The sequence below is a fragment of the Vibrio sp. 1078-1 genome (assembly GCF_033340475.1).
In genome coordinates this window covers 1-674 of sequence record NZ_JAWOWM010000404.1, presented here as the reverse complement: position 1 = coordinate 674, position 674 = coordinate 1, and the positions used below count along the sequence as shown (strand labels likewise).

General features: G+C 51.9%; 1 protein-coding gene. It reads right to left on the bottom strand.

Features of this window, described 5'->3' with window-relative positions:
* A partial coding sequence (gene traN, locus R7190_RS27840) for a conjugal transfer protein TraN (RefSeq protein ID WP_318137925.1) occupies positions 1-674 on the bottom strand: 674 nt, incomplete at both ends.

Genomic DNA, 674 nt, shown 5'->3' with positions numbered 1-674 from the left:
CAATATGATTGCCGTTTCTCAACACAGGCACCTAAGAACTTAGACTTGCAGTAAGAACCTACATAGTGGCAACTCTTCAATACTCGCTTGGCGTTCATCTCAAACTCACTCTGCTCACATTTCCAGATAAGCTGAATGAGGATCATGGTGACTGAATAAATCATGTAGGCCGTCATAACCGTGCTCAGAACCGCGCCAGCAGCGCCACCCAGCGCGAAGTTACCACCCGAAACAACACCATCGGCTCCAACAGCGCCACCAACGTTACTAAACAGTGCCGATTGCGCCCCCGAACCAAAGGTCGTACCTACCCATTCAGCCGTTTTGTTGGTCAACACCTGCATAAAGCCAGTCGCAGCTTGCTCCGCTCCCGCGCCAGCAGCCGTTGATGGCCCAGCCCCCATGAGAGAGTCCCATGCAGACACAAAGGGCTCTTTGACCGCACTCCAGGTACTTGTGATTGGTTCCCTGAGCGTATTCCACGAACCATAGATTGCCGAAGACGGATTCATGGCCATGACTGCCGTATCAAGCTTGTTGACCGCCACTATCATCGTGATGTAGTCCGATAACGACACGCCACTTGGCTTTTCACAGCAATCCACTATGCCGCCAACGGCTTTTTTGCACTGGCCAGCATTACCTTTAAAGACCGTACACTCGACGTTGTCTTG